General features: G+C 56.7%; 6 protein-coding genes and 1 pseudogene. 4 read left to right on the top strand and 3 right to left on the bottom strand.

What is annotated here, in order from left to right:
- The first annotated feature begins 227 nt into the window (after window positions 1-227).
- From JE47_RS0118215 to JE47_RS0118200, 4 genes are all read left to right on the top strand, one after another.
- On the top strand, window positions 228-530 hold the full coding sequence (locus tag JE47_RS0118215) for a hypothetical protein (RefSeq protein WP_031461124.1): 303 nt from the start codon (window positions 228-230) through the stop codon (window positions 528-530).
- Between the two features lie 44 nt (window positions 531-574).
- Complete coding sequence (locus tag JE47_RS0118210) at window positions 575-763, top strand: hypothetical protein (RefSeq protein WP_031461123.1); 189 nt, start codon at window positions 575-577, stop codon at window positions 761-763.
- Between the two features lie 8 nt (window positions 764-771).
- Window positions 772-1,197 (top strand): hypothetical protein, encoded by a 426-nt coding sequence (locus tag JE47_RS0118205; protein WP_031461122.1) that lies wholly within the window; start codon window positions 772-774, stop codon window positions 1,195-1,197.
- Window positions 1,198-1,284: 87 nt separating this feature from the next.
- Window positions 1,285-4,422 carry a glycosyltransferase family 39 protein gene (locus tag JE47_RS0118200; protein WP_031461121.1) on the top strand — a complete coding sequence of 1,046 codons (3,138 nt, stop codon included), beginning with the start codon at window positions 1,285-1,287 and terminating at the stop codon, window positions 4,420-4,422.
- 39 nt (window positions 4,423-4,461) lie between these two features.
- On the opposite strand, the gene JE47_RS0118195 is transcribed toward JE47_RS0118200, so the two are convergent.
- The 3 genes and pseudogenes from JE47_RS0118195 to mgtE all read right to left on the bottom strand — a co-directional run bounded on the left by JE47_RS0118195 (window position 4,462) and on the right by mgtE (window position 8,885).
- Entirely contained in the window at window positions 4,462-5,772 is a 1,311-nt protein-coding gene (locus JE47_RS0118195) for an ABC transporter ATP-binding protein (RefSeq protein ID WP_031461120.1), read from the bottom strand.
- 17 nt (window positions 5,773-5,789) lie between these two features.
- The gene (locus tag JE47_RS0118190; protein WP_031461119.1) at window positions 5,790-7,505 is read right to left on the bottom strand and encodes an ABC transporter permease; all 1,716 of its coding nucleotides are present in this window, start codon (window positions 7,503-7,505) and stop codon (window positions 5,790-5,792) included.
- A gap of 15 nt (window positions 7,506-7,520) precedes the next feature.
- Window positions 7,521-8,885, bottom strand: a pseudogene (mgtE, locus tag JE47_RS20725) (magnesium transporter).
- Window positions 8,886-9,283 lie beyond the last annotated feature (398 nt).

The following is a 9,283-nucleotide window of genomic DNA, read 5'->3' as shown; positions in this document are numbered from 1 at the left end:
TGGTCATGATGGCACAGGTTCAGTTTATGCGCGGCGAACACGATCAGGCGCTGTGCAATGCCCGCGAGAGCCTGCGCCTGCTTCAGGCAATGGGAGCGCAGCCTGATGCGGCAAAGGTGGCTGAGATTATTCAGCAGATGGAAGCGATGCGTCGCTAGGCAGCGGCGCCGACGCAGGGGGTTGAGGGTTCCCCCCAGATTGAGGAAGCGACAACGGCGCTGGCAGCATTGCTTGAGCAATTGCCACCGACGCAGCGCGCCGAGGCGCAGGTGCTACTTCAGGTTGCACCGCTCCTGATCGGCGCGGCGGCGCTGTTGGGTCGGGCAGATGCCGATGCTGAACGCAAGGCGCTGGCCGTAGTGTTAGAACAGGCCGCAGACCTGGCCGCTGCGGGTGAAGCTGCCGGTTCACTATGGCTGGCAGCAGCAGCAACGTTGCGCACACTGGCCGGCTGGCTAGCCGGTGCGCCGGTTGACCTCGATGCGCTCGCTGAGCCATATCGCGGTCTGATGCGGCAGGTGATGGAGTAAGGTCCAGCAGGGGAAGTTGGGAGGGGGCGATCAGGAGAAGTGTCATGAACGACAGCGTGCGCTACGAATGCCCGAAATGCAAACACCTCAATATCTGGACCCGCGATGAGTTGTTGCAGCGTGGTCAACGGGTTATCTACCGCGCTGAAGAGACGGATGAAGAAATCATCTTTAGTGTCCGTTGCAAAAATCGGTACTGTGACGAGCGGATGCGGATTGTGGTCAAGAAGTGAGGGACAGGATGCGGATCGCAGGCCCCGAGACATCTGAAGAGCGTGAGTTGCGCGAATGGTTTGCCGCTCAGGAGCGCGGGAATGTTGACCGGCTGGAAACCGGTGCGCAAACGATTATTCAGTTGGTAAGCGGGTTGTACGGTGTCCTGTTTGCCGTGCTGGCGTTGAACGATCAGCCAGCATACCTGCAAAACGGTGTCGTGCGCTGGGTTGGGAGTGCTGGAGTCTGTGTCTTTTTTGCCTCGCTGATTGCCGCTATGCTGGTGCTGGTACCGCGACGGATGACCTATCAACACGATAATGTGACCGATATGGCGCGGGTGTATCGTCAGTTACAAGGGCGGAAAGCCACATTGCTGCGAGTGGCCCAGATAACGTTTCTGCTCGGTATTGGCTGTGTGATTGCCGTGATCCTGGCAATTTTGTGGCAGTAGCTTGGCGGTCATAGCCTGTGAACACTCGCCGCAGATCTCCGACAGTGTGCTATAATCGCGCCCGGCGCCGATTGCCGGATATCGTATATGGAACAGATCATTGTCGGGATTCTGCTTTTACCGTTGTTTATCTATGCCCCAGGGTGGGCGTTAACCACTGCCGTACCTGCGTTTGGCTGTGATGATGGTCTTGAATGCCATTTTGAACGTTGTCTGATCAGCGCGCTCTGGAGCGGCTGGCTGGCCCTGACGTTGGGAAGTCTGGGGATCTTTTCGCTCTGGTTACATCTGGGGCTAACCCTCATCGTTAGTGGTGTACTTTTCTGGTGGGGATGGCGCCACACTCGTCGTGCAAAGGTGCTCTTGCCGACCCGTACCGCGCTGATCTGGCTGCCAACGTTGCTTATCCTCACCCTCCTGGTTGCCCGTCCCTTTGAAGTTATCCTGGGAGTACGTGACGCAGGCGTCTATGCCGTAACCGGCTTTGCCATGGCCCGCACCGGCAGTATTGTGCAATTTGATGCGGTAGTTGCCGAATTGGGACAGGCGGTTCAGTCGGCAGAGCCGACGATTCGGGAAGCGGCAGCGCAGGCGATCAGTAATCTGATGATCGGGCAGGCACGTGATCGCTACATCGCCACCCGATTGCGTGCCGCCGGGTTTCTTATCAACGAAGGTGATCTGGCGCAAGGCCGCATCGTCCCCCAGGGCTTTCACCTCTTTCCGGCCTGGATCGGCTTGCTGACCGCTGCTGGTGGCCCATTGTTCGGACTGTTTGCCACCGGTCTGCTCGGCATCCTCGGCGTGTGGAGTGTCGGCATGATCGGTCGTCGTCTGGCCGGGCCGTGGGTGGGCTGGCTTGGCATGGTATTGCTCGGCCTGAACGCAGTACAAGTCTGGTTTGCCCGCTACTCAACTGCTGAGACGACAGCCCAATGCCTGACCTGGGGCGGATTGTATCTGTTTGCGAAAGGCAATGACCGCACGCTTCCGGCTCCAGCACGGATCACCTACGCAGCGCTGGCCGGAATTGCCTTCGGTCAGGTTGCGCTCACCCGCATTGACTTCTTCTTACTGGCGCCAGCGGTACTCTACCTGGCGTATTGCTGGCTTAGCCGACGCTGGCAGCGTGAGCAGACGGCCCTCGCACTAGGCATGGCAGGCATGCTGATACACGCAACGCTGCACATCATCTTTATCGCCCGCGCCTATTTTTTCGACACCGGCTTTGCCCGCTTTCAAGACTTCGCTCTGACTTCATTGATTGCGCTGCCGTTCCTCACGCTGGCGGTACGTGATTCCTACTTCAACTCGAAGTTCAGTTCGCTTGACGATCCCTGGCGGATTTGGATCGAACTGGCATTGCTGGGAATAGTGCTGGTAGCAATGCTGGTGATCCGCGCTCGACGCTGGACTCTGCCGCTTGAAAACTGGGTTGTCGCTCATCGGTTAGGCTGGCAGCGGGCTATTGCTATCGGCCTCCTGCTACTCAGTGGATGGGCGTATTTCGTGCGGCCCCAGATCATCGATGCCGATCTACTCTTCAATACTCGTGGTGGCTGGAATGATCCGTTGACCCGTGATCCGGAGCTGGTAGCCGGCGACGTGCGGCGGGGCGTGATGACACCGACCGAAGCCCGCTTGCAGGCTGGAGTTGTTTTGCAAGGACGTACCTGGGAGGCAGTACCTGACCTGGCCGCTACAACGACCCTGCGAGCTGAATTGGCTGCCACGCGCGGGCCATGGCAAGGGCCATTTTCAAACCAGACTCTCAATTGGCTGCGGATTCAGGGATACGTGGGGGCACCGATCCGGCTGCCGCTGGTGCTGTACTACCGGGAATACAGCACCATGACCTGGTGGCAACGCCTGATGGCCGACCCCAGCACGTTCACCAGCGAACCTGCTCCGGTACAGCCCAAAGAACTGATCCCGCTGGCCGGTCTGGTGCGTGTCGGCTGGTACCTCTCACCGCTCGGAGTTGTGCTGGCTGCCATCGGCTTTGCCCTCTGGTGGCGGCGTGATCTGAATGCGGCCAGTTGGCTCATGCTTACTGTTGGCTTCCTGGGCAGTTTCTTTTACTTGCGACAGACTTACGGTACCTCGGAGCAGACCTACATCTATATTCTGCGCCGCTTTGTTCCCATTGTGTATCCGATCTTCGCCCTGAGTGCCGCGTATGCACTGGCAGCCCTGGCCGGCGCCTGGCGTCTGCGGCCTACTGCTCGTCGCTGGCGGCAGGGGTTGGCAGCCGGGCTAGCCGGGTTGCTGATACTGTTTCTGGGGTGGACGGGACGTTACTACTTTGCCCATACTGAATACGCCGGAGCGCTGCAACAGGTAGCTGCCGTTGCCGATCATTTCACACCCGAACGCGACATCGTGCTCTTACGCGGTGGCGCACCGGTCTACAGCGATGCGCGTGATGTGCCCGACTTGCTGGCAACGCCACTCCGCTTCGTGCACGGCATCAATGCGTTCACCGTGAAAAGCGTGGCGACCGCACCATATGCCGTTTTGCTGGCCGAACAGGTAAAGCGCTGGCAAGCCAACGGTCGCACTGTGTATCTGATGCTCAGTGCGAGTGGCGGTAATCTGGCCTTACCCGGCTTTCGGCTTACACCGATTGACAACGTATCGCTCGATCTGGCCGAATTCGAGCAATTGACCGATCAGAAACCGCAGAACGTCTCACGCCTCGTGCTCCCCTTTACCATCTATCGGCTCGACCCCCTGGCCGAGCCGCTCCTAGGTACCATCGCTCCGCCTTTCTCTCCAACAACCTTTGCCGCGCAGGTGAGTGGTTTTTATCGCCCCGAACAGGACAGCAGTGGGTACCAATATAGTTGGAGCAACGGCGAAGCGATCATCCGGCTGGCTTGGCGACATCCCACCGCGCCCCAAACCATGTTTATCGAAGCGGCTGGCGGTCGCCGCCCGTCTCATCTTGGGCAGGCAACCCTCTGTGTCAGCGCTCAGGTAGAAGAGACGCTCTGGCCAACGACCAGCACCCCTCACGTTGAGTTGGGATGTTTCCAGCTCACCGAGCAACCGACAACTGTGCAGGTTACGCTCGATCCAAACATATTACCACCCGCTCCTGGCGGCACACTCCTGCTTCATCTCACCGGTCCGGCCTGGATTCCGGCTGCTGAAGACCCCCGGCAGAATGACCGGCGGGTACTGCACGTGCAGGTGGGGAGAATATGGAGTACGTCCCCCTGATCCCTCGCGTTACCAGCGGCAGATACGCGCAACCCGGCACTACGCCGTCGCTACCGGCGTTTCCAGGAAGAAGCGACCTTCGGCATCATCGTAGGCAAAAAGTTCGGCGTAGCGTCCCCATTCCAGCGCAATATCGAGCTGACGTTCAGCGACTTCAGGTGGAAATTCTGGCTCTAAGGCCGTTAACAACACTTCCCAACGAAGTGATTGATTATCGGCAGCCGCGATCATACGTAACATCCAGCGGAAGAAGGGAAGCCGGCGTAAGCGCGAAGCAAAGATTTCTTTACGGGCTTGAATACTCGCCTCGGCAAACGCCTCACCGAGTGGGGTGAGAATGAGATTTCCGTTCTCGATGCGGGCAAAACCGAGCAATTCAGCCGCCTCGATCAACGGCAAAAGCTGATCGAGGTCTAACCCTAGCTCGTCTTGCAACTGCACAATCGGATCACGTTCATATTCAGTGGCATTTGCCTGCTCAAGCAAACCGGCAAGGGCCGTCACCGATGCAGGTGGTAGCAAGCGAGTTTGGCCATTTTGCCCTGGCTCGGTACCGTACTCAATCGCCTCCGGCTGAGTCTGCCCGGCCAATACTGCGTAAACCCGTGAGACAATCGCCGCAAATGCATCCGATTTTCGGTCACGCGGATGCGGAAGATTCACCGGTACCTCGGCGATAATCCGTCCTGGGTTCTTATCCATAACGACAATTCGGTCGGCCATGAAGACCGCCTCTTCGATATTATGACTGACCATCAAGACAGCGCGAATCTTCAGACTCCCTCCGGTCCACAACTCCAATACCTCGCCGCGGAGGGTCTCGGCGCTCAACACGTCAAGCGCGCTAAATGGTTCATCGAGGCAGAGCAGTTCGGGATCAACAGCTAATGCCCGTGCGATCCCAACTTTCTGGCGCATACCACCAGAAAGCTCACGGGGATACGCCTGCTCGAAGCCATCTAGCCCGACCAGATCGATCAACTCGACCGCACGTTTTCGCGCTTCGTCGCGGGAAAATCCTCGTGCACGGAGGGCGACGGCAACATTTTCCTCGACGGTCAACCACGGAAAGAGGGCGAAGGTTTGGAAAACAATCGTTGCATACGGATTCACACCGTTTAGCGTCTTGCCGCGGTAGCGCACCAAACCTTCAGTTGGCCGATTCAACCCCGTAATAATCCGTAACAACGTGCTCTTGCCGCATCCTGAAGGGCCGAGGAGGGCAACGAACTCGCCTTCAGAAATGACCAGATTCACATCCTGGATGGCGGTGAACTGGCGCTCACCGCGCCCATACCGTTGCGTCACTCCTAAAAGCTCAACCAGCGGCCTGGTTTGTTTCTGCTGCATACGATCTCTCCGTTGAACTATTCCATGCGATACCGTGTTTCGGCCAGACGATAGAGCCGACGCCAAAAGAGCCGATTAATTGCCACGACAACAATAACCATCACGAGGGTTGCAGCAAACAAACCGGCGAAATCGCCTGCCTCGGTCGCTGCGGCAATCTGCGCTCCAATACCGATCGTCTGGTACGTTTGCTGATTAAACACAACGTATTCCGCCACAATACTGGCGTTCCAGGCCCCACCACTGGCCGTAATCAGACCGGTAACAAGCGACGGAAAAAGAGCCGGTAAGATGAGCGTTTGCCACCGTTCCCAGCCGCGCAACTGCAAAAGTTCCGTCGTGAAGCGCAAATCTTGCGGAATAGCCGAAGCACCAGCAATCACGTTAAACAGAATGTACCATTGTGTTCCTAGCAACATCAACAACACCGCAGCGATATTCAACCCGCCGGGAACGGTCAGGAAGACCAGAACAAGCACTGGAAAGAGTGCTGTGGCCGGGATCGAAGCGGCAATCTGGATAACCGGTTGTAACACGGCAGCAACTGCGGGACGGGTGCCGATCAACACACCAACCGGTACCGTCCAGAGCAATGCCAGGATCATTGCCATCACCACGCGCAGCATCGTTGCCCCGACACTCAGGGCAATCATTGCCCACTGTTCTAACGGTACCCTGAGCAACAGTTGGCCACCGCTAAAAACACCCCATCCGATCAGCACAACGCTGAGCACAAACGCAAGCCATTCTATTGGTGAAGATTTCTCTGTGCCACTCAGATATGGATCGGCAGCCGGTCGGCGACCAAACCAGACGAGCAGGGTATCGTTGAGACGACCGATCACGTGACCAAACCAGGCTGCCAGCTTTGAGCCGCTCAGTAGATCGTACAACCACGACCGGTTTTCATCATCGCGTTCAACCAACTCGATCCGAAATTGACCGGCCCAGACGAGCAGTGGTCGCCAGATGAGCTGATCAAGCAGCACGATCACCACAATGAGGGTCAACAATCCCCAGACGATGCTGTTGAGATCACCGGCATCAGCAGCCGTTTGTAAAAACGCCCCCAAGCCCGGTAAGCGAAAATCACGCTCGCCAAGGGTAAAGATTTCGGCTGCTATCAGGAAAAACCAACCACCGGCCCAACTCATCATACTGTTCCAGACGAGCGCGAGCGCACCGAACGGAAATTCAAGCGTCGTAAAACGCTGCCAGCGTGAAAAGCGGAAGATGCTGCTCGCTTCGCGCAACTCACGCGGGATCGTTGTCAATGACTGATACCAGGCAAAGGTCATATTCCAGACCTGACTGGTAAAAATGAGGACAATGGCTGTCAATTCGACTGCCCACGCCTCGGGTAAAATTGCACTCAGGCCAAGCAACACCACCGGTAAGAAGGAGAGGATCGGGACACTTTGCAAGACATCAAGCAAAGGGATCAATATTCGTTCGGCACGTGCGTTATAGGCCGCAATATAGCCATAGACCATCGTAAACAAGAACGACAGCGCATAGGCAATTGCCATACGCCCGACCGAACGAATCGCGTAGAACGGTAATGCACTGAGTGACAGACTGATCTCCGGCCCCTGTACGGTTGCCGGTGCGCGTTCGGCAATTCCGACCACCAATGCCAGTAGACCGATGATGGTCAGCAACAACCAGAGGTCAGCGCGCGTCAGCAACGGTCGTACTGGGACATCCGGCGTAAATGTGCGAGGTTTGAACATAGGCGTGCTTATCGTTTAATCCATTCCGATGCCAAGTAACCAGGTTGCCAGCGAAAAATAGATCAATACGCCGACAATATCCGACAGCGATGTCACCAACGGGCCGCTTGCAGTTGCCGGATCAAGCCCTAGCCGTCGCAGCAGAAATGGGAGTGACATCCCGATCAGACTTCCCATCAAGACCAGTACCAGCATCGTCAGCGAGACAACACCGGCAACCTGCCAGCCCACACGAATAATGCCCAAAACACCGACAGCCAGTGCCATTGCACTTCCCAATAGGAAGGCGACCAACAATTCTTTCGCCAACAGACGCCACCAGTCTCAGTCTCCTGACTCTATGTCGCCGGTTGCCAGAGCGCGTACTGTGAGCGTTGCCGATTGTAAACCGGCATTCCCCGCACTTCCGATCAGCAATGGCAGAAAAAAGACCAGTGAGACCACAGCAGCGATGGTCTCTTCAAACGCAGCGATGGTTGCACCCGAAAAGACATTGACAAAGACGAGCGCTACCAACCAGGGTACCCGCTTCTGCACCAGTTCGAGGATCGGTGTTTCCAGATAACTACCACGGAGCGGCTCAATGGCTGCGCTCCGGTGAAAGTCCTCAGTCACCTCTTCTTCAGCGACATCGATCAGATCGTCGAAGGTTACAATTCCCACTAATACCCCATCTGAATCGACAACCGGCAAGGCCGGCAGGCTATAGCGGCGCAACGCTTCAACAGCCCGTTCACGATCATCAAACGCCGACAACACCACATAGCTCTCGTCCATCAGACTACGCACGGTCTGAGTTGGTTCGGCCAGAATGAACCGGCGCAATTCAATCGCGTCGAGCAGGTGCCACTTCTCATCGGTGACATAGATAACGTCAATCGTCTCGCTATCCCGTCCTCGCGCCCGAATGTGCTCAAGCGCCTTTGCAATCGTCCAGTTTGGACGAACGGCCACATAGTCCGGGGTCATCAAACGCCCGACACTCTCTTCAGGATAGCCGAGCAACTGGCGAGCCTCTTTCAAGTCGTGTGGACTGAGCAGGTTGAGCAGCTTCTGCGTAACTTGACCAGGTAACTCCTCGAACAACTGCGTGCGATCATCAGGGCTAAGATTAGCAAGGAGCAGCCTGGTCTCTTCCTGGCTCAGACTGGTCAGCAACTCGTACTGATCATCGTGCTCAAGATACGAAAAGACTTCACCGGCCAGAGTACGGGGCAAGACGCGAAACACGAGCATGCGTTCGGCAGTCGAAAGTTCGCGCAGCAGGTCGGCGATTTCTGGTGCTGGCCAGCGCGAAAGTTGCTCACGCAGGTCGAGCCAGCGCTGTTCAGCGATCAGTGCTTGAACCTCATCGAGATGGGGAGTTGGGAATGTGGTCACTATTCACCCCCTGTGCATCTTGGCAGCGGCACAGGGGGTGAAGACAGTCAATACAGACACAAAAACAATCCGGTGAGCTACGCCTCACCGGGGAGTCTATAGTAGACTCATCGTCTATACAAACCGGCACGAAGACCCGATGAGGCCGGTGTGTGTATTGGTTGTCATCACCATGCTGTGCCGCTGACGAGAATGACTACTATCCATAGCGGTTCCGTTCCTCATCGCGTCTACGAGCGTGATCGAAAAACACCCTGATAGATTGCCACCTACACCTGCCTCACTCTTGCTGAGTGAAGGACAATTTAGGATGACTTCAAACACGCCTTAACCGTTGCCAACAGGCCACATTACTATACGCCGAAGCTGCCGATTTGTCAATATGAATCCCTGGGTGC

Origin of the sequence: Chloroflexus sp. MS-G, assembly GCF_000735195.1 — a bacterium.
Lineage (GTDB): Bacteria > Chloroflexota > Chloroflexia > Chloroflexales > Chloroflexaceae > Chloroflexus.
Note: the sequence above shows the minus strand (reverse complement) of the source record. Positions and strands in the feature narration are given on the sequence as shown.